This is a genomic window from uncultured Tateyamaria sp. (genome assembly GCF_947487805.1).
Lineage (GTDB): Bacteria > Pseudomonadota > Alphaproteobacteria > Rhodobacterales > Rhodobacteraceae > Tateyamaria.
In genome coordinates this window covers 87,074-109,596 of the sequence record NZ_CANKXW010000003.1, presented here as the reverse complement: position 1 = coordinate 109,596, position 22,523 = coordinate 87,074, and the positions used below count along the sequence as shown (strand labels likewise).

Sequence of the window (22,523 nt, the reverse complement as noted above, 5' to 3'; positions counted from 1 at the left end):
AGGGCGATCAGCGCCAGTCGAAGAACCCCGGCCCCGCCTGTTTCAGCAGATCCTGCGCCAGTTCGGTGCCCATCGCGGGGCCATCGGCGACAGCCCCTGTCCGGCTGCCGGACAGTGCGTCGGATCCGTCGGGCCGCAACACTTCGCCGGTGAGGGTCAGCGTATCACCGTCCAGCGTCGCCAGCCCCGCAATCGGGGTTTCACAGGAGCCATCGAGCGTGAACAGGAACTGCCGTTCCGCCGCTAGACGCTGTCCGGTGGGCGTGTCGTGGATCGCGGCCAGCAGGGTCTGGGTGTTGGCGTCATCCATGCGCCGTTCGATGCCGATGGCGCCCTGGGCCACGGCGGGCAGCATATGCGCGGGATCAACCGGCGTGGCGGGAACGTCCGTCATTTCGAGCCGGTTCAGCCCGGCGCAGGCCAGAAACGTGCAATCGGCCACACCGTCGCCCAGTTTCTTGAGCCGTGTCTGCACGTTGCCGCGAAACTCGACGACGTTCAGGTCGGGGCGCTTGTTAAGCAGTTGCGCGCGGCGGCGCAGGGACGAGGTGCCGACCGTCGCCCCCTGGGCAAGATCGGTGATCTGCGACAGGCTTGGCGACACAAAGGCGTCGCGCACGTCCTCGCGCGGCAGGTAGGTATCGAGAATCAGCCCCTCGGGCTGGACGGTCGGCATGTCCTTCATCGAGTGGACGGCGATGTCGATCTTGCTTGCGATCAGGTCTTCTTCGATCTCGCGGGTGAACAGGCCCTTGTTGCCGATTTCCTTAAGCGGGCGGTCGGCGGCAATCATCGACCGATCATCGCCTGTGACCTTGATCACAACAATTTCAAAGGCCTCGAGCGGCAGATCGAACGCAGCGCTCAGGCGTCTGCGGGTCTCGTGGGCCTGGGCCAGGGCCAGGGGCGAGCCGCGCGTTCCGATACGGAGCGGCGCGGAAGGGGTAGGAAGTCGCACTGTCATGGGTTTATCTTTTAAGTGTGTCAACTTATCCTGACAACTGTAAACGGCATGATAGGGACTTCTGCAATGAAAGATGGCGGAACGGGCAAGACGATTTTGCGGGCGCTGGCGGGCGAGACATTGCCGACGCCGCCAATATGGATGATGCGTCAGGCCGGGCGGTATTTGCCCGAATATCGCGCCACCCGCGCGCAGGCCGGGGATTTCCTGTCGCTGTGCTACAACCCCGAGCTGGCCGCCGAGGTCACTTTGCAGCCGATCCGCCGTTACGGGTTTGATGCGGCGATCCTGTTTGCCGACATCCTGCTGGTGCCGCAGGCGTTGGGTGCGGATCTGTGGTTTGTCACAGGCGAGGGGCCGCGTCTGTCCACGATCACCGATCAGGCCGGGGTTGATGCGCTCAAGCCGGTGGACGACATTCACGAGACGCTGTCGCCGATCTATGAGACCGTGCGCATCCTGCGGCGCGAGTTGCCCGAAGACACCACATTGATCGGCTTTGCCGGTGCGCCGTGGACGGTTGCGACCTATATGATCGCAGGGCGCGGCACGCCGGATCAGGGGCCGGCGCATGCGTTCATGCAGGGCAATGTCGCGGCGTTCGAGGCGCTGTTGGCGCGGATCACGGCCGCGACCATCGAATATCTCGCCGCCCAGATCGATGCCGGGGCCGAGGTCGTCAAGATTTTCGACAGCTGGGCTGGGTCACTCAAGGGCGAGGCGTTCCAGAAATATGCCGTTGCGCCTTGCGCCGAGATCACGGCGGCCATCAAGGCGCGCTATCCGCATATTCCCGTCATCGGCTTTCCGCGCGAGGCGGGCGATGGCTATATCGGGTTCCACGCGGCCACTGGCGTGGACTGTGTGGCGCTGGACAATTCGATTTCGCCGGAGTGGGGGGCCGCGCATGTGCAAACGGGCGGGTGTGTGCAGGGCAACCTTGCGTCGTCGCATATGGTAACCGGCGGGCAGGCGTTGGTGGATGAGACGCGCGCGATTGTGCAGGCGTTTTCGAAGGGGCCGCATATCTTCAATCTGGGCCACGGGATCACGCCGGATGCCGACCCGGAGAACGTGACGCTGATGATCGAGACGGTCCGGGGTGGTTAAGCCCGATTTCGGTCTTGACGACTCCCGGGGGCTGGCATAGGTCACGCCTCCAGTGGCGCGGTAGCTCAGTTGGTTAGAGCGATCGACTCATAATCGATAGGTCGGGAGTTCAAGTCTCCCCCACGCCACCATTCACATCCGGTTTTCGAAGAAAATTGAAGCGTCCGGTGGACGGTTCAAAGGGTGGGAATGCCCCGAGCGCCTGCGAGGGGCCTGGCCGACCGGTTGAAGTTGTTGGACCGGCCCCTCTCGCGCATCGGCTACGCCGCTACGCTGCCGGGGCGACGCGCGCCGCCTTTGGCGGCACGCTGGTTCAAGTCTCCCCCACGCCACCATTCACATCCGGTTTTCGAAGAAAATTGAAGCGTCCGGTGGTCGGTTCAAAGGGTGGGAATGCCCCGAGCGCCTGCGAGGGGCCTGGCCGACCGGTGCAGATTGTTGGACCGGCCCCTCTCGCGCATCGGCTACGCGGCTACGCTGCCGGGGCGACGCGCGCCGCCTTTGGCGGCACGCTGGTTCAAAGGGTGGGAATGCCCCGAACCCTACGCGCCCTGCGCTGCCTCCTGTACGGTCTGCAACGCGGCATATGCCGCCCCGGCCATGCCTTGGGGCACGAAAATGTGGTCGTGGTGATAACCAGCCACGACATTGCACGGGATGTCCTGGGCTGCGAGTGCGGTTGCTACGGCGGCGGTCAGGCCGACACCTTCCAGATCTGAATTCACCTCGAGCGTGATCTTTTTCATCACCGGGCTGCTGTCGTATCCACCCGCTTGCGCTGTCGCCTGCGGCAGGATCAGGGTCGTGCCCTCGGCCTCTTGAATGACAGCGAAGGCATCGGCAGGCAGGGCACCCGCCCCGGTCACGGCGCAAAACACCCAGTCGCCGGGATCGAGAACGGGGGTCATGCCGGCGATCATGGCGTGGGTGTCTTTGACGGGCATCGGGGACCTCTCAGGGATGGCGGATGTCGAAGGCGGCGCGGATCGCCGCGTCGGTTGCCTCATCGATATAGGACGGGTGGTGGTTTGCAAGGATCTCGTCCACGCGCGCCGCGGCCCGGTCCCATGCGGTCAGCGCACCGGTGCCTTCCCACGTGCGCGGCGTGTCCCGGTCCGCGAGCCCGGGATAGACATAGTCCCGCTCCATCGCCGCGATGGTCGCGGCACCGCCCAGGAAGTGCCCCTCGCCCAGAACCGCGTCGCAAATGCCCTGATGATCCAGCGCATCCTCTGACACTTCGACGCCGCGCAGGATGCGGTAGGTGGCGGCGTGCATCTCGTCATCCAGCACGAACGCCTCGAAACTGGCGCCCAGCAGGGCCGCGGTCATGCCCGAGCTTTCATAGATCAGGTTGCCCCCGGCCAGTGCGGCGGCCAGCGAGGTCAGCCCCTTCTCCACGCCGTATTGCGCATCGATCGCCTTGGCATCGGTCATGGAGGCCGCCACGCCGGAGACCAGACCCAGATGGTTGATGATCTGCGCCGATGCGGCGTTCATCACGGCAATCTCGCCACCCCCGCCTGAAAACGCCCCGCTGCGCAGGTCAATGACCAGCGGCCAGTTGGAAAAGACCATCGGGTGGCCGGGTTTGATCGCGTGCACCATCACAAGGCTGGCCAGCGTTTCGGCCAGCGATTGCGACAAAAAGCCCGCAAGGGTCGCAGGCGCCGTTGCCCCGGCCTGGGCGGCGGTGATGCAGCTGAGCGGGATATTGTGAGCAAGGCATTCGAACACCGTGTCAACGGCATCCTCGCCAAAGCGCATGGGGGAAATCACCGGGCTGATATGCGCCTTGACGAAGGGGCGCGCGGCAAAGCGCCCCGCACCACCGGCGGCCATGTCGAACATGGCCACCAGCGGGGCCACATGTTCGGGCAGGGTAAAGGCCGTCGCCACGGGTTTCGTGGTGTTGCGCAGGAGCGCGTAGGCGGTGTTGACGTCCAAAAGCCACGGATCCGGCATATCCCCGGCGATGCAGCAGCGGGTGAACCAACTGACATTGGTCAACGTGTCCTGAAGGCGGGTAAAGTCATGCAGATCCGCCAGCGTCGACGCGCGGTAGCGGCGGGATTGCCTGTCGAGGGTCTGCACTGCCGCGCCGCCCGTGCCGAAATGAACGGCGTCTCCGCCCACTTCGATGGTCCGGGCAGGATCGCGGCCATGCAAGGGAAAGGATTTGGGGGCGGCGTCAATGGCTTCTTCGACAAGGGCCGCAGGCAGGGCGACGCGCCCGTTGGCCAAGGGCTGCGCGCCTGCCGCGACAAGTACGTCGTGTAACCGGTCCGGCACCTCGCCCATCCCAAGCTCTGCCAGCAGTCGCAGCGCGGCTGTATAAATGTTGCTCACATCGCTGGATGACAGCGGCGCGTATTGCCCGCCACGCTGACCGGGTGGGGCGGGGTTCATCGGTGGCCCGGCGGCGCGGGCCCGTTTGCGCGCGCTGCGCCCTTTTCGGATGGGTTTTGGATCGGACATGCCGTCAGCAGGCCGCCAAGTCATCGCATCAGGCAAGCCTTCGCCATGGGTTTCGACGTCAGCAAATGCATATTTTCAGAACAATGAAACTACAGGGTCTCGATTGACCTTGGGGGTGTGCTCTTCATTGTTCCGGCAAATATGCAAATCCGGAGAGTGGCCATGAAAACCCAGACCCGAGCCGTGGTGATCGGCGGTGGCATTGCAGGGTGTTCGACCCTGTATCACCTCACGCAAGAGGGGTGGACCGATGTGGTGCTGGTCGAGCGGGACGAGTTGACCAGCGGCACGACCTGGCATTCGGCGGCGCAGGTCACGAATTTCGGGATGAACCAGACGATGGTGGGGCTGAAGTCGCATTCGATTGCTCTGTATCAGGAGTTGCGCGACGATCTGGATTACCCGGTGCAGTACAATCACGGCGACGGCGGCATCCGGCTGGCCAATACGGAGGCGCAGATGGACGGTTATCGCCATTTCGCGTCAATGGCGCGGGGCATGGGGGTGGAGTTCGAGGTGATCGACGCGGCGGAATGCGCGCGGCGGCACCCGCTTATCTCGACCGACAACCTGCTGGGCGGTCTTTGGGATGGCAATGACGGAGATATCGACCCTGCGTCCCTGTGCCAGGCCTTGGCGCGGCGTGCGCGCAAGGCGGGTGCGGAGGTGTACCGTCAGACCAATGTGACCGGGTTGACCCAGCACAAGGATGACAGCTGGACCGTGCACACGAACAAGGGCGACATCGATTGCGAAGTGGTCGTCAATGCCTGCGGCTACCGCGTGAACGAGGTGGGGGCGATGATGGGGGTGCATCACCCCGTGGCCTCGATGGAACATCAGTATTTCGTGACTGACGAGATCCCCGGCATTGTTGCAGCGGGGCACCGGATGCCGCTCTTGCGGTGTCCGATCAGCGACTATTACTGCCGTCAGGAAAAGAACGGGTTGCTGTTGGGATTTTACGAGCAGGACTGCAAGACCTGGGGCATGGACGGGATTTCCCCAGATTTCTCGAACGATCTGTGCCCTGACGATCTGGACCGGATCACGGATGTGCTGGAGGGCGCGTTTGCGCGGATGCCGGCCCTGACCGAGGTGGGGATCAAGAACGTCGTGAACGGGCCGATCACCTACACGATCGACGGCGCGCCGCTGGTGGGGCCGATCCCCGGCAAGCGGAATGCGTTCTGCATCATCGGGCTGCGTGCCGGTTTGGGCGAGGGGGGTGGCCATGGGTGGCTGCTGGCCCAGCAGATCGTGCATGGCGAGGCGTGCTATGACACATGGGTGATCGATCCGCGCCGGTTCACGGGCCATGGCAATGTCGAGTTGACGGCGCTGAAGGCGATTGAGGATTACCAGAACGAATTCCGGTTCCATTTCCCGCATGAACATCGTCCCGCTGGGCGGCCGATCAAGACCACGCCGCTTACGCCGGTGCTGGCGGCCGAGGGGGCGGAATTCACGGTTGTGAACGGGTGGGAGCGGGCCGAGTATTTCAAGCCGGCGCCTGATTTTGCTGTCACGCACGGGTTCCATTTTGACGAGGCGTTCGACGTGGTGGCGGCCGAGGTCGCGGCAGTGCAGAGCGCCGCAGGCCTGGCCGAGGTCAACGGGTTCAACCGGATCGAGATTGATGGGCCGGACGCCCATGCCTTTCTGGATCACGTGATCTGTGGCCGGGTGCCGCGCAAGCCCGGCAAGGTGGGTCTGGGGTATCTTTTGAACGACCATGGCTGTGTGAAGGGCGAGGCGACCATTGCCAATATTCCCGGTGGGCCGGTGTGGTTCGGATCCGCGGCAGCGGCGGAGTGGCACGACATGGACTGGCTCGAGGCCCATGCGGACGGGTTTGACGTCTCGTTGCGGTCGCTGACCAATGATCACACCATCCTTGTTCTGGCCGGGCCCAAGGCGCGCGACGTTTTGTCCGCCGTATCGCGGGGTGATTGGTCCAAGGCGGCGTTTCCATGGTTGTCGGTGCGGCGCGCCTTTGTCGGTATCGCGCCTGCGGTTGTCATGTCGGTCAGTTTCTCGGGCGAACTGGCTTATGAAATCCACGTGCCGAACAACCAGCTTTATGCGGCTTATCTGGCGCTGCGGGCGGCTGGAGACGCGCATGGGCTGCGCCTGTTTGGCGCGCGCGCAGTGGAGTCGATGCGGATGGAAAAGGGATACCTGCATTGGAAGGCCGACCTGATCACCGAGTTCGACCCGTTCGAGACCGGGCTGGACCGGTTCGTGAAGATGGACAAGACGTTCGTCGGCAAGGCGGGCCTTGAGGCGCGGCAGGCCAGGGGCGTCAGCCGTCGCCTCGTGTCGCTGCGCATCGACAGCACCACCACACCCGCCCATCCCGGCGCATCCGTGATGCAGGATGGTGCCGTTGTCGGCACGGTGACGTCGGGCGATTGGGGGCACCGGGTTGGCATGAACTTGGCTTATGCCTTTGTGCAGCCGGAGCATTCCGAACAAGGCACTGAATTCACGGTGGATATTCTGGGCCATGACGTGGGCGCACAGGTTATTGCGCCCGGTCCCTATGACCCGCAGACGACGCATCCGCGGAGCTGACCAAAGCGCGAGAAAGCGGTGATATAGTTACAAAGGCGGGTGACAGACATAGTTGCGTTGCATAACAATCCCAGCGAAGACCGAGTCACGCGGTTCGTGCCTGACCGGCAAATGGGAGGAAATCTATGTCATTCACTCGCAAATCATTCCTGAACATGGTGGGTGCTGCCGCCTTTGCCGTGGGCTCGGGAACGGCGGCGCTGGCGCAAGAGGTCACGCTGAACCTGCACCAGTTCCTGCCCGCGCAAGCGAACGTGCCGAAACTGGTTCTGGACGTCTGGGCCGACAATGTCGAAGCGGCCTCGGATGGGCGGATCAAGATTGACCGCTATCCGTCGATGCAGCTGGGGGGGCGTCCGCCCGAGCTGATGGATCAGGCGATCGACGGCGTGGCAGACATTGTCTGGACCGTGGTGGGCTATACCCCCGGCCGTTATCCCAGCACCGAAGTGTTCGAGCTGCCCTTTATGATGACAAACGCACGTGCGATGTCGTCGGCCTATTGGCAGATGTTCGAAAAGCATATGAAGGACACAGAGTTCAAGGATGTGCACATCCTGGGCACGTGGGTGCACGGCCCCGGCATGATCCACGTCAACAAAGAGGTGAAGACCCCCGCCGATATGGAGGGTCTGAAGATCCGCGGCGGGTCGCGTACCGTCAACAACCTGCTGGAAAAGATGGGTGCCACACCTGTCGGCATGCCGGTGCCAGCCGTGCCCGAGGGCCTGAGCAAGGGTGTGATCGACGGCACCACGATCCCGTGGGAAGTCACTGCCGCGCTGAAAGTGCCGGAATTGGTGGGCAACCACACCGAGTTTGAAGGCGAAGCGCTTTATACGCTGACCTTTGTGCTGGCGATGAACAAGGACCGTTACGAGGGCCTGCCGGCGGACCTGCAAAAGGTCATTGATGACAATTCGGGCCTTGAGTTCAGCATTTTTGCCGGTGGCACACAGGCGGATTCCGATGGGCCCGCGCGGGCGCTGGCGGTGGACAATGGCAACAACATCGTGACCGTGTCCGGGGCCGATCTGGACGCATGGCGCGCTGTGTCGCAGCCGATCTATGACGAATGGGTCGCCGATATGGAAAGCAAGGGCATCGACGGTCAGGCGCTGATCGACGAGGCGCGCGCTTTGATGGACGCCTACGAGGGCTAAGCCCGCGCAAAACGTGAAACCGGGCCGTGGCAGCCATGCCGCGGCCCGATTTGTCCAAAGGGGTAAGGCAGGCATGTATGGGGTGGTGAAATGGCTGGCGCGCGCGTCGGCAGTGATCGGCGGGATTGTCCTGTTGATCCTGATTGTCCTGACCACCCTGTCCATCGTCGGGCGCGAGCTGTCCAAGATGGGGCATGCGCTGGGCGATGGTGCGCTGGCGGCCCTTGGTAATTTCATCGTCTCGACGGGCGTGGACGAGATCAACGGCACCTACGAGTTGACCGAAGCGGGCGTGGCCTTTGCCATCTTTGCGTTCTTTCCGGTCTGTCAGTTCTATGGCCAGCACGCGACGGTGGATGTGTTTACCTCGCGGTTGGGACAGCGGCCCCTTGGGTGGCTGCGGGCGTTCTGGGAAATCGTGCTGGCGGCGGTCATCGTGTTCATATCGCTGCGCCTTTACGAGGGGATGCTGCGGTATCTCGGCAATGGAGAGACGACGCTGTTCCTGCAATTCCCGGTCTGGTGGGCCTATGCCGCAGCCGTGGGCGCCGCGATTATCGCCAGCATCACGGCCATCTATTGCGCTTATGCGCGCCTCGTCGAGGCCGCGACCGGCCGCATGATCCTACCGGAAGGCTGAGCGATGGACTGGATACGCGACATCGTTCAATTCGTGGGCCTCAGCCGGCTTGAGCTGGGCTTTTGGTCATTCCCGATCCTGCTGGGCCTGATTTTCCTGCGCGCACCCATCGGGCTGGCCATGTTCCTGTGCGGGCTGCTTGGGTGGATATTTGCCATGAACGGCAATCCGATCCCGATTCTGGCCAAGCTGAAATCCGAGACCTACACGACCTTTTCCAACTATTCGCTGACCATCATCCCGATGTTCCTGCTGATGGGGCAGTTCGCGACCCTGTCGGGCATGTCCACCGCGCTGTTCAAAGCGGCCGAAGGGTTTCTGGGACACCGTCGCGGGGGCGTGGCCATGGCCGCCGTGGGCGCATGTGCCGGTTTCGGCGCGATCTGTGGGTCGTCACTGGCCACTGCGGCCACAATGAGCCGCGTGGCCCTGCCGGAGTTGAAACGCTATGGCTATTCGGGCGGATTTTCGACGGCGACGCTGGCCGCAGGGGGAACGCTGGGCATCCTGATCCCGCCGTCTGTGATCCTCGTGATCTATGCGATCATCACCGAACAGAACATTGCCAAGCTGTTCCTGGCGGCGTTTGTCCCCGGCATTCTGGCGGCCATCGGCTATGTCATCACCATCTCGATCTATGTGCGGCTGTTTCCGGGGTCGGCGGGCACGCGTCCACCGGTTCCCATGGCGGAACGATGGAAGGCGCTGGGCGATACCTGGCCGGTGCTTGCGATCTTTGCCATCGTTGTGGGCGGTATCTATGCCGGTTGGTTCACCCCGACCGAAGGGGCCGCCATCGGTGCCGCGGGCACCGGGTTCGTGGCGTTGGTGGGTGGCAACCTCACGTGGGCGGTGTTGGGTGAGGCGCTGATCGGCACGGCCAAGACCACGGCGATGATCTTTTTCATCGTGCTGGGCGCTTCGCTTTACAACAATTTTCTCGCGCTGTCCGGCGCGCCGCAATGGCTGGCAGATTACGTCCTGAACCAAGGGTTTACACCCATTCTGGTGCTCAGCGTGATCCTCGTGTTCTACCTCGTGTTCGGCTGTGTGATGGACAGCCTGTCGATGATCCTGCTGACGGTGCCGATCTTTTTCCCGGTGATCCAGGGGCTCGATTTCGGGATGACGCCGGAACATGTGGCGATCTGGTTCGGCATTCTGGTGCTGATCGTGGTCGAGGTCGGGTTGATTACGCCGCCGGTGGGGATGAACCTGTTCATCATCAACGCAATGGACCGGACGACTCCGATGACCGAGACCTACAAGGCGGTGCTGTTCTTTGTTGGGTCGGACATTGTGCGGGTTGTGCTTTTGGTGCTGTTTCCGGCGATCACCTTGTTCCTCATTCCCTGAGAGCGTCGCGCTTGTGCGCGCGGGTCGAATCGTGCCTAGATAGTTATGAAGCATAACCAAACGGGATGTTCATGGCGGATTTGCTGGTAGACGTGCGCGATGCAGTGGCGGTTCTGACCCTGAACCGCGCGGCCAAACGCAACGCGATGTCCGACGGGCTGCTGGCCGAGATTGACGCGTTTTTCTCCGCACCGCCCGAAGGCGTGCGGGTGGCGGTCATCACCGGGGCGGGCGGGCACTATTGCGCCGGTCTGGACCTCAGCGAACATGTGGCGCGCGATGCCGAGGGCACGCTGCATCATTCGCGCGGCTGGCATGCGGTGATGGACAAGGTGCAGGGATCGGGCCTGCCTGTGGTGTCCGCGATGACCGGTGCGGTGATCGGCGGGGGGCTGGAACTGGCCACGTCGACCCATGTGCGCATCGCTGAACCCGACTGCATCTTTCAACTGCCCGAAGGGCGGCGCGGTATCTTTGTCGGTGGTGGGGCGACGGTGCGGGTCGGGCGGATCCTTGGCCCGGACCGCATGACCGAGATGATGCTGACGGGTCGGAAATATGGCACCGAGGATGCGGTGGCTCTGGGTCTGGCCCACTACGCCGTGGGGCCGGGCGAGGCGCTGCCGCGCGCGATGGAGATCGCGCAGCAGATCGCCGGGAACGCGCCCCTGTCCAATTACATGATGATCCAGGGGATCGCGCGCATTGCCGACATGTCGCGGCAGGACGGGCTGTTTGTCGAAAGCATGGCGGCGGCCCTTGCGCAGACCTCGCCCGACGCGGTCGAAGGGCTGGCGGCGTTTCTGGAAAAGCGCGCGCCGAGGTTTCGGTGATGCGGGCCGAGGCCACATCCGTGTCCGACGCGCGTTTGCGGGCCTTTGTAGGCTATAACATGAAACGCGCGATGAACGTGTTGCAGGCGGATCTGGCGCGCACGTTGCAGCCGTTCGGGTTACGGATGCTGACATTTTCCACTCTGTCGATGATCGTGGAAAACCCCGGCCTGCGGCCCAGCCAGCTGGCCGAGGCGCTGTTGATCGAACGGGCGAATATGGTGGTCTACGTGGATCAACTGGAACAGGCCGGGTGGGTCACGCGCGCGCCCAATCCGCTGGACCGGCGCGCGCACGCGCTGCACTGCACCGAGGCCGGGGCCTGCGTCTATGATCAGGCGCGCGCGGCGGTCGAGGCGCATGACCGGCGCATGTTGGACGGGTTGCGCGCGGACGAGGTGGCGACGGTGCGCAAGGCCTTGGGCCGGATTGAGGTGGGTTCATGACGGCGCACCTGGGCCTCAGACCGCACAAAGTGCTGCGCGAGGACCGTGCGGATGGCACAATCCTGCTGCGTTCAGGCTATGATCTGCCGCCTGCGGAACGGTCAACCGGCGTTTGGCTTGACCGTTGGGCCGAGGCGGCGCCGGACCGGACATTTCTGGCCGAGCGGGCGGGGGCGGGGTGGCGCAGGCTGTCTTTTGCACAGGCGCGCGTCGAGGTGCGGCGCATCGCGGGTGGGCTGTTGGCGCACGGTATCGACGGGCCCATCCTGATCCTGTCCGGCAATTCCATCGATCACGCGGTGCTGACCCTTGCGGCGCAATATGTCGGGCTGGTGACCATGCCCGTTGCCGCGCAATACAGCCTGATCCCGGCGGCGCGGGCGCGGCTGGAGTATGTGCGCGGTCTGGCCCGGCCCGGTCTGGTCTATGCGGCGGATGATGATGCCTTTGGCCCTGCGCTGGATCTGTTTGACTGTCCCAAGCTGGTGTCCCGCGTCGAGACGGGGCGGGCGGGGACCTTGGCCGACCTGCGCGGCGCGGCGGATGTGGATGCGGCCCACGCAAACGTCGGGCCGTCCACAGTGGCCAAGCTGCTGCTCACCTCCGGCTCCACCTCTGACCCCAAGGCGGTTGTGACGACCCATGGCATGATGACCACCAATCAGGCGCAGATTGCGGTGGGCCTGCCCTTCGTACAGGCGCGCCCGCCGGTTCTGGTGGATTGGCTGCCGTGGAACCATGTGTTCGGCGGGTCGCACAACTTTAACCTCGTGCTGGCCAATGGCGGATCGCTCTATATCGACGACGGCACCCCGTTGCCCGCCATGTTCGGGCGGACGATAGAGAACCTCGGCCTTGTGCCGTGCACGATGTCGTTCAACGTGCCCGTTGGCTTTGCGCACCTGGTCAAGGCGATGGAGGCGGACGCCGCCCTGCGCGAGATCTATTTCCGCGACCTCGACATGATCTTTTATGCCGGTGCGTCCCTGCCGCAGGACGTGTGGAGCGTACTTGAGCGTATGGCGATGGAAACGGCGGGTCGGATGCCGCTGATCACATCGAGCTGGGGGCTGACGGAAACTGCGCCTGCCGCCCTGTTGCAGCACGAGCCGGCCAAAGGCGCAGGCATGGTCGGCGTGCCATTGCCCGGTGTGACGGTCAAGCTGGTGGATGACGGAAGCGGGCGCATGGATGTGCGCGTGGCGGGGCAGAGCATATTTCAGAGCTATCATCAGAATGCGGAAAAATCGGTGGAAGCTGTTGATGAAGAGGGATTTTTTATTACAGGCGACGCGATGCGTTTCACCGATCCGGGTGATATGTCCCGCGGTCTGGTCTTTGACGGCCGCCTGTCGGAGGACTTCAAGCTCAGCACCGGCACATGGGTGCAGGCCGCACAGCTGCGCCTTGACATGCTGGCCGCGCTTGGGCCGCTTGCGCGGGATGTGGTGGTGTGCGGCGCGGGGCGTGACCATGTGGGCATCCTGATCTTTCCCGGCCCGGACAGCGCGACGGGGGACGTGGATCAAGGTGCGCTTCGCTGCGCAGCATCGCGTGACATACGGAAAAGTATGGAAACGCATGCAAAGGGCACCAGCGGCTCTGCCCGCACGGTGGTTCGGGCGCTGGTTCTGGCCGATCCGCCGGACATCGGGTCGGGCGAGGTGACGGCCAAGGGCAATATCAACTTTGCCAAGCTGCTGGCGCGCCGAGCGGCGCTGGTGGACCGGCTTTATGACGACGCTGACCCGGCGAGTATCTTGCTATGATCGACCTTGAGGCCATTCGCGCCATCGACATCCACACCCATGCCGAGGAACCCTGCGGGTGCCACCCGGATGACGGCTATGACATGTTGCAATCCACGATGGCCGAATATTTCCGCGCGCCGTGGAAACACCCGCCGACAGTCCCCGAGACCGCGGCACATTACCGGGCGCAGAACATTGCCGCCGTGATCTTCCCGGTCGATGCGGAGCGCGAGACGGGATACCGCCGCTACGCCAACGAAGAGGTTGCCGAGATCGCCGCCGAGAACAGCGACGTTCTGATCCCCTTTGCCAGCATCGACCCGTGGAAGGGCAAGATGGGCGTGCGCGAGGCGCGGCGGCTGATGCGCGATTTCGGCATCAAGGGGTTCAAGTTTCATCCGACCATGCAGGGGTTCTATCCCAACGACCGGATGGCCTATGCGCTTTATGAGGCGATCGAGGCGGAGGGCGGCATCGCGCTGTTCCATACCGGGCAAACCGGGGTCGGGTCGGGCATGCCGGGCGGCAATGGCATGCGGCTGAAATATTCGAACCCGATGTATATGGACGATGTCGCCGTGGATTTCCCTGATCTCAAGATCATCCTCGCCCATCCCAGCTTCCCCTGGCAGGACGAGGCACTGGCCGTCGCGCAGCACAAACCAAACGTCTATATCGACCTCAGTGGCTGGTCGCCCAAGTATTTTCCGCAGATCCTCGTGCGGTACTGCAATTCGATCCTGCGCAAGAAGGTGCTGTTTGGCTCTGACTGGCCGATGATCACGCCCGAACGGTGGCTGAGCGATTTCGAGGGCATCGACATCAAGGACAGCGTGCGCCCGGACATCCTCAAGAACAACGCCGCAGGGCTGCTGGGGTTGCAGTAAAATGCTAAAATGAAGCGCCAGCGTTGCGGCAGCATGCCGCAGGGCGCAGGATAACGCATCATCCGTGTGTTTGGGAGGGCCGCGCATGAGCAATGCCGCCGTATATTTCGTGGATCGCCACGTGGACGAGGGCCGCGCAGACAAGACCGCCTTTCGCGAGGTGGGCACGGGGCGCAGCCTGACCTATGGCGCGCTTGCTGACGCGTCAGGGCGTGCCGCGTCCGCCCTGTTGGCGCATGGTGTCCGGCCCGAAGATCGGATGGCCATGCTGGTTCTGGATCAGATCGAGTTTCCGGTGCTGTTCTTTGGCGCGCTCAAGGCGGGTGTCATTCCCGTGCCGCTCAACACCTTGCTGGCCACCCCGGTCTATGACGCGATCCTGCGCGACAGCCGGGCGACAACCCTCGTTGTATCCGAGGCGCTGTTCGACGTCGTGGCGCCTGTGCTGGACAACCCATACCTGACATCGGTGATCGTGATCGGCGACGCGCCTGCGGGCACCACCAGCTATGACGACTTGATGGCGCAGGCGACCGGGCCCATACCCGCCCACGACGCGCATGACGACGAAACGGCCTTCTGGCTCTACTCCTCAGGCTCCACCGGCGCACCAAAAGGCGTGCACCACGTCCATGCGGCAATGCGCGCGACTTCTGACACCTACGGCGCGCAGGTGCTGGGCATTCGCGAGGATGACGTGATCTTTTCCGCGGCCAAGTTCTTTTTCGCTTACGGGCTGGGCAACGCCATGAGCTTTCCGATGTCGGTGGGGGCGACGGTCGTGATCTTTGGCGGGCGTCCGACGCCGGGTGGGGTGATCGACATTCTGGTGCAGGAACGGCCGACGATCTTTTGCGGTGTGCCGACGCTTTACGCCGCTATGGTCGCGCAGATCGAGGCGCAGGGCGCGCCGGATGTTCCGCTGCGCCTGTGCATCTCGGCGGGAGAAGCCCTGCCCAAGGATGTGGGCCAGCGGTGGAAGGCGCTGATGGGCGCGGACATCCTCGACGGGGTTGGATCAACAGAGATGCTGCACATCTTTCTCAGCAATGCGCCCGGCGATGTGGTTTACGGCACCTCGGGCGTGCCGGTGCCGGGATATACCGTGCGGCTGGTGGACGAGGCCGGGGCTGAGGTCGCGCCCGGCGAAATCGGCGAGTTGCTGGTCAATGGCGCCTCTGCGGCGGACGGGTACTGGAACAACCGCGCCAAGACCCGCGCCACATTCGAGGGCGTATGGACGCGCACAGGGGACAAGTATGAACGGCGCGCCGACGGGCGCTTTGTCTACTGCGGGCGGACGGACGACATGTTCAAGGTGTCCGGCATCTGGGTCAGCCCCTTTGAGGTCGAACAGGCCATCAGCAGCCACGCATCGGTGCTTGAATGCGCCGTGGTCGCGGCGCGGGATGCGGACGGACTTGAAAAGCCCAAGGCTTTTGTCGTGGTGAACGGCGCGCGGGCCGATGACCTCGAGGATCTGTTGCGCGCCCACGTCAAGGACCGGATCGGCAAGTGGAAATACCCGCGTTGGATCGAATGCGTGGACAGCCTGCCCAAGACGGCGACGGGCAAGATACAGCGGTTCAAACTGCGAAAGGATCTGTGATGGAGTGGAGCGCGGGGCGGATGGCCATAGCCGGGCACGATCTGGAGTACGCGTGCTGGGGGCCGCCGCCGGTGCAGGCACCGACGCTGGTGATGCTGCACGAGGGGTTGGGCTCCGTGGGGCTGTGGCGCGAGTGGCCTGCCGCGTTGGCGCAGGCCACGGGCATGGGCGTGCTGGCCTATTCCCGCGCGGGCTATGGCCGGTCGAGTGCGGCGGCATTGCCGCGCCCGCTGGATTACATGACGCGCGAGGCAGTGGAGGTGCTTGGCCCGGTCCTTAATGCCGCAGGGGTGCAATCCGCTGTGCTGTTGGGTCATTCGGACGGAGCCACGATTGCGGGCATTTACGCCGGGACCGTGTCGGACATGCGGGTGCGCGGCCTTGTGCTGATTGCGCCGCATTTCTTTGCCGAACCCGAAGGGCTGGCGGCGATCCGTGCTGCGGGCGAGGCCTACCGCACCGGTGATCTAAAGGGCCGGCTGGCGCGGCATCACGACGACCCGGATGTCGCGTTTTTCGGCTGGCACGATGCGTGGACCGACCCCGGTTTTGCCGATTGGAATGTGGGGGATGCGATCGACCACTGGCGCGTTCCGTCGTTGGTGGTGCAGGGCACGCAGGACCCCTACGGCACTCAGGCGCAAGTCGATGAGGCACATGACAGATCCTATGCGCCGGTCGAGGTCTGTCTGGTTGATGGCGCAGGCCATGCGCCGCATCAGGACGCGGCGGACACCGTCACACAGGCCGTCGCCGGGTTTTGGGATACGCTGCATAGCCTGGAGCATAGTGTGGTCGAAATCCCCGATATCCCGCATTAAAGTGCAACAAATTGCCGATTGGCGACGCGCTTGATGCGATTTCCGATGTATTTAATGTATCATAATGCCAACTCACACCTGAAAGCGACACTGATTCATGTCCAATATCATCGACTTCCGCACGGATCCTTCCCGCTACCGTCACTGGCGCGTCGATTATGACGGGGCGGTGGCCACGTTGTGGATGGACGTGGACGAGGATGGCGGGTTGTTCGACGGATATCAGCTCAAGCTAAACTCATACGATCTGGGCGTGGACATCGAATTGAACGATGTGGTCCAGCGGATGCGGTTCGAGCATCCCGAGGTCAAGGTTGTGGTCATGCGCTCGGCCAAGGACAAAGTGTTCTGCGCAGGGGCCAACATTCGGATGCTGGGCGGGGCGGCGCACAGCCACAAGGTCAATTTCTGCAAGTTCACCAACGAGACCCGCAACGCGTTTGAGGCCGCAGAGGCCGACAGCGGCCAAAAATACATCGCGGCGGTCAAGGGCGCGTGCGCAGGCGGCGGGTACGAGCTGGCGCTGGCGTGCAACCACATCATGTTGACCGACGATTCGACGTCGTCCGTGGCGTTGCCCGAGGTGCCGCTGTTGGCGGTGCTGCCGGGCACGGGCGGACTGACCCGCGTGACGGACAAGCGCATGGTGCGGCGCGACCGTGCGGATGTGTTCTGTTCGACCGAAGAAGGGGTCAAGGGCAAGCGCGCAGTGCAGTGGAAGCTGGTGGACGAGGCGGTGCCAAATGCGCGGTTCGACGAGGTTGTCGCGGCGCGGGCGGTGGAGTTTGCTGCGGCTTCGGACAAGCCGGACGTGGCGCGGGGGATCACGCTGGACCCGCTGGAGCGGACAGCGGCTGAGGACGGGTCGGTCACGTACGGGCTGGTCGAGGTCACGGTGGATCGCACGGCCCGCCGGGCGGACATCCTGATCAAGGGGCCGGACGATGCCGCGCCCGCGGATATGGAGGCGCTGGTCGCCCAAGGCGCGCAGGCCTACATCCTGCGTCTGGCGCGCGAGTTGGAGGACGCGGTACTTCACCTGCGTCTCAACGAGATGGAAGCCGGTGTATGGGTGATCCGCAGCCAGGGCGATCCCGAGGCGGTTCTGGCCCATGAGGCGCTGATCCTCGGCAATCCGGATCATTGGTTGGCGCGCGAGATCCGCCACTACTGGAAGCGCGTGCTGAAACGCGTGGACGTGACATCGCGGTCGCTGGTGGCACTGGTCGAACATGGCAGCTGTTTCGCGGGCGTGCTGGCCGAACTGCTTTGGTCGGTGGACCGGTCCTACATGATGGAAGACGAATTTGATGGCGACAACCGTGCGCTGGCCACGGTCACGCTGAGCGATGGGAATTTCGGGGCTTACCCGATGGGCAACGACCTGACCCGGTTGCAAACGCGGTTCTATGGCTCGGATGATGCCGAGGGATTGCGCGATCAGATAGGCGAGGCGCTGGAGGCCACCGAGGCGGACGAAGGCGGGCTTGTCACGGAAATCCTGGATGACATCGATTGGGAGGATGAGATCCGCATCTTCCTCGAAGAGCGCGCGTCTTTCAGCCCCGATGCGATGACGGGGATGGAGGCGAACCTGCGCTTTGCGGGGCCCGAGACGATGGAGACGCGGATTTTTGGCCGTCTGACGGCTTGGCAGAACTGGATCTTCAACCGACCCAATGCGGTCGGGCAGGACGGCGCGTTGCAGCGGTACGGGACCGGTGTGCGCGGAGATTTCAATATGGAGCGGGTGTGACCCGCGCGGTTGGTGGGCAGATTGCCCACCCTACGAGGTCCCGGCGCGGTCGGTCCTTGTCCAACTGGGTAGGGTGGGCAATCTGCCCACCGCCAACGGAGGAGATGAAGACATGACAGCATTGAACGTCAGCTATGACACCCGCATCCCCAACAATGTTGGGCTGAGCGAAGACCGCAAGGTTCTGAAGGCGCTGGAAAAATGGCACCCCGGTTACATCAACTGGTGGAATGACCTGATCCCGCAGAATTTTCAGAAATCCATGGTCTACCTGCGCACCGCCGTCAGCGTTGATCCCAAGGGCTGGGCCAAGTTCGACTATGTGAAAATGCCCGACTACCGCTGGGGCGTGCTGCTGGCGCCTGCGGTCGAGGATCGCCGTATCCCGATGGGCGAACACTATGGTGAGCCTGCATGGCAGGAGGTGCCGGGCGAGTATCGCAACATGCTCAAACGCCTGATCGTCATTCAGGGCGACACGGAGCCGGGATCGGTTGAACAGCAAAGGTTCCTCGGCCTCACAGCGCCCAGCCTCTACGACATGCGCAACCTGTTCCAGGTGAATGTCGAAGAAGGCCGGCACCTGTGGGCGATGGTCTATCTGCTGCAAAAGTATTTCGGCAAGGACGGTCGCGAAGAGGCGGATGACATGCTGGTCCGCTCGTCCGGCAACGAGGACGCGCCGCGCATGTTGGGGGCCTTCAACGAGGAAACGCCCGATTGGCTGTCGTTTTTCATGTTCACCTATTTCACCGACCGCGACGGCAAGATGCAGCTGGAAAGCCTGGCGCAGTCGGGCTTTGACCCGCTGTCGCGCACCTGCCGGTTCATGCTGACCGAAGAGGCGCACCACATGTTCGTCGGCGAAACCGGCGTGGGCCGGACCATTCAGGCCACGCTGGAGGCGATGCAGGCCAACGGGATCGACGACCCCTATGACATTGACAAGATCCGGGCGCTGGGGGTCATCGACCTGCCTACCATCCAGAAAAAGCTGAACCTGCACTATACGCTGTCGCTGGACCTTTTCGGCCAGGAGGTCAGCACCAATGCCGCCAATGCGTTCAACGCAGGGATCAAGGGGCGGTATATGGAGCAGCGGATCGAGGACGATCACAAGCTGACCAGCGACACCTATGCGGTCGCCAGCATCCGCGATGGTCAGATCGTGACCGAAAATGTGCCCGCTCTGACCGCGATCAACATGCGCCTGCGCGATGACTATGTCCGGGATGCGAGCGGTGGCTTGCGCCGCTGGAACAAGCAGATCGCGCGCACGGGCATCGCATTCGAGCTGAAGCTGCCGCACGAAGGGTTCCACCGCAAGATCGGCGTATTTGCCAATCAGCCGATCACGCCGGAGGGCACGTTTATTTCGCCCGAGGCGTGGGCGGCACGCGCGGCGGAGTGGCTGCCCACCAAGGAGGACGGCGCTTTTATCCAGTCGTTGATGAAGCCGTGTTATGAGCCGGGTCAGTATGCCAGCTGGATCGCACCGCCGCGTGTGGGCATCGACAACAAGCCCGGCGATTTTGAATACGTCAAATTGCACATGGCCTGAGCGGGGAAGTGGACATGCGGATTGATCGAACCACGTTGCGCAATGACGCCAAACCGGGCCGGGCCTTTTGCCTGCTGGACTGTGATGGCTGTACCGGGATGTGCCTGTCGCTCTACATGATGCTGACACGCGATGAGCAGGACGAGATGGTGCGCGCCTACAAGGCGGGCGACATGGCCGTGACACGGCATTGAGAGTGAGGTGAAGCGATGAAGGTTGGTATCTATTACGGGTCCGAGACCGGCAATTCCGAAATCCTGTGCGAGGATATCGAAACGGAACTGGGCGCAGGGTTCGACTGCGACATCCAGAGCCTTGCCGATGTGGACCCGTCTGCGTTGGAGCCGGAGGCGTTCTATCTTTTTGTCACGTCGACTTACGGCAATGGCGACCTGCCTTCGACCGCGCTGCCATTCGAAGAGGCGTTGACTGGCGGCAAGCCCGATCTGAAGGGCATCCGCTTTGCCATCTTTGGTCTGGGTGATCAGGTGTTTGCCGAGACGTTCAACCATGGCTCGGAAAAGTTGGCCGCAATGCTGGTGGCCCAAGGCGCCACGCAGGTGGGCGAACGGGGCATCCACGATGCGTCCAGTTTCGAGATGCCCGAAGATATCGCCCTGCCGTGGGTGCAGGGGATCATGGCGCAGATGGCCGCCGACAAGGCCGCGTGAGCCCGGTTTTCGAACATGAGATCCGCGTGACATGGGGCGATTGCGACCCGGCGCGGATCGCCTATACCGGGCGATTGCCGTGGTTTGCGCTGGATGCAATCAACGCCTGGTGGGAGGCGCATCTGGGCGGGGATGGTTGGTACCAGCTCGAGATCGACCGCAATATCGGCACGCCTTTCGTGCACATGAGCATGGATTTCCGCGCGCCCGTGACGCCGCGCCATCGGCTGCGCTGTGCGGTGTGGCCAAGTGCGCTGGGCACGTCTTCCGTGACGTTCCGGGTTGATGGGCGGCAGGACGGAACTTTGTGCTTTGAAGGAACGTTTGTCTGTGTGTTCATCATTGCGGACGAATTCAAGAGCCAGCCTGCGCCGCCCAGTCTGCGTCAGGTTATCGCGCCTCACATTCCTGCCGCGTAACCCATTGATCTTGCGCAATGCCGCGCTAGGATTAGTTGATAAGACAAGTAAAAGTGCGCATGACATCACCGAAGCCCATCCCTGATGCGTCGGTCGCTATGATCGAACGCCTTGCCGCCCGTGTACGTGCTGCGCGGACCGGGCAGGGCATGCCGCGTCGTGCGTTGTCGGAGCTGTCGGGTGTGTCGCCCCGGTATCTGGCGCAGATTGAGGCGGGAGAGGGAAATATCTCGGTTATTCTGCTGGACCGCGTGGCCAAGGCGCTGAACATCCGGATCGAGGATTTGCTGAGCGAGGACGGGCCGCTCGATGGCGATGTGGCTCGCGTTGCGCGCCTTTACAAGGCGGCACCTGAGGCCGTGCAGGGGCGCGTGCGCGCACTGCTTGCGCCGGAAAACCCAACCGCATTGCGGGCGCACAGGATTTGCCTGATCGGGTTGCGTGGTGCGGGCAAGTCAACGCTGGGCCGGATGGCCGCGGAGAAGCTCAGGGTGCCCTTTGTCGAGTTGAACGATGAGATCGAAGCGCAGGCGGCCATGCCGCTGAGCGAGGTCATGGCGCTTTATGGTCAGGACGGGTATCGCGCGCTCGAGGCCGAGGCGATTGCGCGCGTTGTGGACCGCCATGACCGGCTTATCCTTGCTGTTGCGGGGGGCATCGTCGAGGACGCGGCCACCTATGATCAGGTTCTGGAGCGGTTCCACACGGTGTGGCTGCGCACGAGCCCCGGCGAGCATATGGCCCGTGTGCGCGCGCAGGGGGACCTGCGCCCGATGGAGGGCAACCCGGCCGCGATGGACCAGTTGAAGACGTTTCTGACCACGCGGACGCCGCTCTATCAAAAGGCGCAGGCGCAGGTCGATACGACGTCGAAGACAGTGCAGTCGTCGCTGAACGATCTGCTGGCGGCCATTGCCAAGAACAGGTTTCTGGGCCGGGTCGGGATTGAATGACCCCCCCGGTTGTCACCCCATTGCAGGACAGGTTCTGGCGTGCCTGTGAGGATGTGATCCTGCGGCACAGCAACCCGTGGGAACTGGATGAGGCACTGGTCGCCTTTGGCTACGGGATCGGGCCGTGTGCGGCGCAGGATCTGGTTGGGCTGGATGTGGTTCTGGCCGCGCGCGGCGTAGGTGCGGCACCAACCCCGGTCTTGTCCCGCATGGTCAACGAGGGCCGTTTGGGCCGCCGCGTCGGGTGGGGGTTTTACCGCTATCCCGGGGGCGGCGGTGCAGTGGTGGATCCGCTGATCGAGGATCTGGTGCGGGAAGAAGCGTGGTTTGCGAAGCTGGCGCGCGACGAGTGCGAGGGAGCGGCGCTGGTTACCCTGGTGCACGGCCAAGTGGCGACGGCGTTGCGGGCCTGTCCGCAGGCCGCTGTGGTAGAACTGGGCTATCCTGCCGTGCGGGTTGTGGACTTGATTGAGACATGACGCCGTGCGGACGCTGTTTGCCCTTACGGGCAAAGACGCCCCGCCCACC

General features: G+C 63.4%; 21 protein-coding genes and 1 tRNA gene. 19 read left to right on the top strand and 3 right to left on the bottom strand.

The window, feature by feature from the left end:
* Nucleotides 1-7: 7 nt before the first annotated feature.
* Complete coding sequence (gene hemC, locus Q0949_RS09850; protein WP_299371075.1) at nt 8-964, bottom strand: hydroxymethylbilane synthase; 957 nt, start codon at nt 962-964, stop codon at nt 8-10.
* A gap of 66 nt (nt 965-1,030) precedes the next feature.
* Here hemC and hemE point away from each other — a divergent pair, with 66 nt between their 5' ends.
* Complete coding sequence (gene hemE, locus Q0949_RS09845) at nt 1,031-2,074, top strand: uroporphyrinogen decarboxylase (protein WP_299371073.1); 1,044 nt, start codon at nt 1,031-1,033, stop codon at nt 2,072-2,074.
* A gap of 54 nt (nt 2,075-2,128) precedes the next feature.
* Nucleotides 2,129-2,205 (top strand) — tRNA-Met (locus Q0949_RS09840).
* 411 nt (nt 2,206-2,616) lie between these two features.
* On the opposite strand, the gene Q0949_RS09835 is transcribed toward Q0949_RS09840, so the two are convergent.
* Both Q0949_RS09835 and Q0949_RS09830 read right to left on the bottom strand, forming a co-directional pair.
* Entirely contained in the window at nt 2,617-3,018 is a 402-nt protein-coding gene (locus Q0949_RS09835) for an ACT domain-containing protein (RefSeq protein WP_299371071.1), read from the bottom strand.
* Between the two features lie 10 nt (nt 3,019-3,028).
* Nucleotides 3,029-4,552, bottom strand: coding sequence for a trimethylamine methyltransferase family protein (locus tag Q0949_RS09830; RefSeq protein ID WP_299371069.1), 1,524 nt, complete (start codon nt 4,550-4,552; stop codon nt 3,029-3,031).
* Between the two features lie 162 nt (nt 4,553-4,714).
* On the opposite strand from Q0949_RS09830, the gene Q0949_RS09825 reads away from it, so the two are divergent.
* The 17 genes from Q0949_RS09825 to Q0949_RS09745 all read left to right on the top strand — a co-directional run bounded on the left by Q0949_RS09825 (nt 4,715) and on the right by Q0949_RS09745 (nt 22,474).
* Entirely contained in the window at nt 4,715-7,129 is a 2,415-nt protein-coding gene (locus Q0949_RS09825) for an FAD-dependent oxidoreductase (protein WP_299371067.1), read from the top strand.
* 155 nt (nt 7,130-7,284) lie between these two features.
* Nucleotides 7,285-8,292 (top strand): TRAP transporter substrate-binding protein, encoded by a 1,008-nt coding sequence (locus Q0949_RS09820; RefSeq protein ID WP_299371802.1) that lies wholly within the window; start codon nt 7,285-7,287, stop codon nt 8,290-8,292.
* Between the two features lie 73 nt (nt 8,293-8,365).
* The gene (locus Q0949_RS09815) at nt 8,366-8,932 is read left to right on the top strand and encodes a TRAP transporter small permease (protein WP_299371065.1); all 567 of its coding nucleotides are present in this window, start codon (nt 8,366-8,368) and stop codon (nt 8,930-8,932) included.
* A gap of 3 nt (nt 8,933-8,935) precedes the next feature.
* Nucleotides 8,936-10,288 carry a TRAP transporter large permease gene (locus tag Q0949_RS09810; protein ID WP_299371063.1) on the top strand — a complete coding sequence of 451 codons (1,353 nt, stop codon included), beginning with the start codon at nt 8,936-8,938 and terminating at the stop codon, nt 10,286-10,288.
* A 71-nt stretch (nt 10,289-10,359) separates the two neighbouring features.
* Nucleotides 10,360-11,121 carry a crotonase/enoyl-CoA hydratase family protein gene (locus Q0949_RS09805; RefSeq protein ID WP_299371061.1) on the top strand — a complete coding sequence of 254 codons (762 nt, stop codon included), beginning with the start codon at nt 10,360-10,362 and terminating at the stop codon, nt 11,119-11,121.
* A complete protein-coding gene (locus tag Q0949_RS09800) occupies nt 11,121-11,567 on the top strand; it encodes a MarR family transcriptional regulator (protein WP_299371059.1) in 447 nt (148 codons plus the stop codon). The genes Q0949_RS09805 and Q0949_RS09800 overlap by 1 nt, the downstream gene beginning before the upstream one ends.
* Complete coding sequence (locus Q0949_RS09795) at nt 11,564-13,336, top strand: AMP-binding protein (RefSeq protein WP_299371057.1); 1,773 nt, start codon at nt 11,564-11,566, stop codon at nt 13,334-13,336. Before Q0949_RS09800 ends, Q0949_RS09795 begins: the two co-directional genes overlap by 4 nt.
* Complete coding sequence (locus tag Q0949_RS09790) at nt 13,333-14,205, top strand: amidohydrolase family protein (protein ID WP_299371055.1); 873 nt, start codon at nt 13,333-13,335, stop codon at nt 14,203-14,205. The genes Q0949_RS09795 and Q0949_RS09790 overlap by 4 nt, the downstream gene beginning before the upstream one ends.
* Nucleotides 14,206-14,290: 85 nt before the next feature.
* The gene (locus tag Q0949_RS09785) at nt 14,291-15,814 is read left to right on the top strand and encodes a benzoate-CoA ligase family protein (RefSeq protein ID WP_299371053.1); all 1,524 of its coding nucleotides are present in this window, start codon (nt 14,291-14,293) and stop codon (nt 15,812-15,814) included.
* Nucleotides 15,814-16,635 carry an alpha/beta hydrolase gene (locus Q0949_RS09780; RefSeq protein ID WP_299371051.1) on the top strand — a complete coding sequence of 274 codons (822 nt, stop codon included), beginning with the start codon at nt 15,814-15,816 and terminating at the stop codon, nt 16,633-16,635. Before Q0949_RS09785 ends, Q0949_RS09780 begins: the two co-directional genes overlap by 1 nt.
* A 97-nt stretch (nt 16,636-16,732) precedes the next feature.
* A complete protein-coding gene (boxC, locus tag Q0949_RS09775; protein WP_299371049.1) occupies nt 16,733-18,391 on the top strand; it encodes a 2,3-epoxybenzoyl-CoA dihydrolase in 1,659 nt (552 codons plus the stop codon).
* Nucleotides 18,392-18,503: 112 nt separating this feature from the next.
* Entirely contained in the window at nt 18,504-19,952 is a 1,449-nt protein-coding gene (gene boxB / locus Q0949_RS09770) for a benzoyl-CoA 2,3-epoxidase subunit BoxB (RefSeq protein WP_299371047.1), read from the top strand.
* Between the two features lie 14 nt (nt 19,953-19,966).
* On the top strand, nt 19,967-20,146 hold the full coding sequence (locus Q0949_RS09765) for a hypothetical protein (protein ID WP_299371045.1): 180 nt from the start codon (nt 19,967-19,969) through the stop codon (nt 20,144-20,146).
* A 15-nt stretch (nt 20,147-20,161) separates the two neighbouring features.
* Nucleotides 20,162-20,623, top strand: a complete 462-nt coding sequence (locus tag Q0949_RS09760) for a flavodoxin family protein (protein ID WP_299371043.1) — start codon at nt 20,162-20,164, stop codon at nt 20,621-20,623.
* On the top strand, nt 20,620-21,042 hold the full coding sequence (locus Q0949_RS09755; RefSeq protein WP_299371041.1) for a thioesterase family protein: 423 nt from the start codon (nt 20,620-20,622) through the stop codon (nt 21,040-21,042). Before Q0949_RS09760 ends, Q0949_RS09755 begins: the two co-directional genes overlap by 4 nt.
* Nucleotides 21,043-21,101: 59 nt before the next feature.
* The gene (locus Q0949_RS09750) at nt 21,102-21,995 is read left to right on the top strand and encodes a helix-turn-helix transcriptional regulator (RefSeq protein ID WP_299371039.1); all 894 of its coding nucleotides are present in this window, start codon (nt 21,102-21,104) and stop codon (nt 21,993-21,995) included.
* Nucleotides 21,992-22,474, top strand: coding sequence for a 3-hydroxyacyl-CoA dehydrogenase family protein (locus Q0949_RS09745; RefSeq protein WP_299371037.1), 483 nt, complete (start codon nt 21,992-21,994; stop codon nt 22,472-22,474). Before Q0949_RS09750 ends, Q0949_RS09745 begins: the two co-directional genes overlap by 4 nt.
* Nucleotides 22,475-22,523 lie beyond the last annotated feature (49 nt).

Bases quoted from the DNA above. Each gene is read 5' to 3' on its own strand.
- Q0949_RS09805 (WP_299371061.1), top strand. From the start codon at position 10,360: ATGGCGGATTTGCTGGTAGACGTGCGCGATGCAGTGGCGGTTCTGACC.
- Q0949_RS09820 (WP_299371802.1), top strand. From the start codon at position 7,285: ATGGTGGGTGCTGCCGCCTTTGCCGTGGGCTCGGGAACGGCGGCGCTG.
- Q0949_RS09760 (WP_299371043.1), top strand. From the start codon at position 20,162: ATGAAGGTTGGTATCTATTACGGGTCCGAGACCGGCAATTCCGAAATC.
- Q0949_RS09810 (WP_299371063.1), top strand. From the start codon at position 8,936: ATGGACTGGATACGCGACATCGTTCAATTCGTGGGCCTCAGCCGGCTT.
- Q0949_RS09765 (WP_299371045.1), top strand. From the start codon at position 19,967: ATGCGGATTGATCGAACCACGTTGCGCAATGACGCCAAACCGGGCCGG.
- hemC (WP_299371075.1), bottom strand. From the start codon at position 964: ATGACAGTGCGACTTCCTACCCCTTCCGCGCCGCTCCGTATCGGAACG.
- boxC (WP_299371049.1), top strand. From the start codon at position 16,733: ATGTCCAATATCATCGACTTCCGCACGGATCCTTCCCGCTACCGTCAC.
- Q0949_RS09785 (WP_299371053.1), top strand. From the start codon at position 14,291: ATGAGCAATGCCGCCGTATATTTCGTGGATCGCCACGTGGACGAGGGC.
- Q0949_RS09835 (WP_299371071.1), bottom strand. From the start codon at position 3,018: ATGCCCGTCAAAGACACCCACGCCATGATCGCCGGCATGACCCCCGTT.
- Q0949_RS09800 (WP_299371059.1), top strand. From the start codon at position 11,121: ATGCGGGCCGAGGCCACATCCGTGTCCGACGCGCGTTTGCGGGCCTTT.
- Q0949_RS09795 (WP_299371057.1), top strand. From the start codon at position 11,564: ATGACGGCGCACCTGGGCCTCAGACCGCACAAAGTGCTGCGCGAGGAC.
- hemE (WP_299371073.1), top strand. From the start codon at position 1,031: ATGAAAGATGGCGGAACGGGCAAGACGATTTTGCGGGCGCTGGCGGGC.
- Q0949_RS09745 (WP_299371037.1), top strand. From the start codon at position 21,992: ATGACCCCCCCGGTTGTCACCCCATTGCAGGACAGGTTCTGGCGTGCC.
- Q0949_RS09790 (WP_299371055.1), top strand. From the start codon at position 13,333: ATGATCGACCTTGAGGCCATTCGCGCCATCGACATCCACACCCATGCC.
- Q0949_RS09780 (WP_299371051.1), top strand. From the start codon at position 15,814: ATGGAGTGGAGCGCGGGGCGGATGGCCATAGCCGGGCACGATCTGGAG.
- Q0949_RS09750 (WP_299371039.1), top strand. From the start codon at position 21,102: ATGACATCACCGAAGCCCATCCCTGATGCGTCGGTCGCTATGATCGAA.
- Q0949_RS09825 (WP_299371067.1), top strand. From the start codon at position 4,715: ATGAAAACCCAGACCCGAGCCGTGGTGATCGGCGGTGGCATTGCAGGG.
- Q0949_RS09830 (WP_299371069.1), bottom strand. From the start codon at position 4,552: ATGTCCGATCCAAAACCCATCCGAAAAGGGCGCAGCGCGCGCAAACGG.
- boxB (WP_299371047.1), top strand. From the start codon at position 18,504: ATGACAGCATTGAACGTCAGCTATGACACCCGCATCCCCAACAATGTT.
- Q0949_RS09815 (WP_299371065.1), top strand. From the start codon at position 8,366: ATGTATGGGGTGGTGAAATGGCTGGCGCGCGCGTCGGCAGTGATCGGC.